The following is a 1029-nucleotide window of genomic DNA, read 5'->3' on the forward strand; positions in this document are numbered from 1 at the left end:
GGGATTACCCCTGATGCTGATTACCGTATTTGGTAACCGCCTGCTGCCTAAAAGTGGCCCATGGATGGAACATGTCAAAACCGCTTTTGGTTTCGTCATCCTTGCGCTTCCCGTCTTTTTACTCGAACGCATTATTGGCGACGAATGGGGCATTCGCTTATGGTCACTGTTAGGCGTCGCGTTCTTTGGCTGGGCGTTCATCACCAGCCTGCAGGCAAAGCACGCCTGGATGCGTATCGTGCAGATTGTCCTGTTAGCCGCAGCACTGGTATGCGTGCGTCCACTGCAAGACTGGGCGTTCGGCGCGCCGCATACTCAAACCCAGGCACACCTTAACTTCACGCCGGTGGCATCGGTAGATGCGTTAAATCAAGCGCTGGAGCAAGCTAAAGGCAGGCCAGTCATGCTGGATCTGTATGCCGACTGGTGCGTAGCCTGCAAAGAATTTGAGAAATACACCTTCAGCGATCCGCTGGTTCAACAGGCATTAAGCNGGTTCAGCAAGCGCTAGGCAACACGGTGCTGTTGCAAGCTGATGTGACAGCAAACAATGCCCAGGATGTCGCTCTGCTGAAACACCTACAGGTTTTAGGTTTGCCGACTATCTTGTTCTTTGATGCCGAGGGAAAAGAGCATCCGGAGGCCCGGGTAACGGGTTTTATGGATGCCGCGACCTTCAGCGCACATTTGCGCGATCGCCAACCGTGAGCGACACTTGCAAAAGGAAAACGGAGGAGAATACCGTGCAACGTGAAGATGTCCTGGGAGAAGCCCTGAAATTACTTGAGGTGCAAGGGATAGCCAATACCACGCTGGAAATGGTGGCCGACCATATNTCAAGGGATAGCCAATACCACACTGGAAATGGTGGCAGAGCATGTCAATTATCCACTTGATGAACTGCAACGCTTCTGGCCCGATAAAGAGGCCATTCTGTACGATGCCTTGCGTTACCTCAGTCAACGGGTGGATATCTGGCGGCGTCAGCTTTTGCTGGATGACACGCTGAGCGCTGAGCAGAAACTACTG

At 53.0% G+C, this 1029-nt stretch carries 2 pseudogenes; both read left to right on the plus strand.

From position 1 onward, the window contains the following. Positions 1-708, plus strand: a pseudogene (locus FDX22_RS22505) (thioredoxin family protein); the annotation flags it as partial. Between the two features lie 35 nt (positions 709-743). Further along, positions 744-1029, plus strand: a pseudogene (locus FDX22_RS22515) (TetR family transcriptional regulator); the annotation flags it as partial.

Source organism: Citrobacter sp. TBCS-14, from assembly GCF_005280805.1.
In the GTDB taxonomy this organism is placed as follows: domain Bacteria; phylum Pseudomonadota; class Gammaproteobacteria; order Enterobacterales; family Enterobacteriaceae; genus Citrobacter; species Citrobacter gillenii.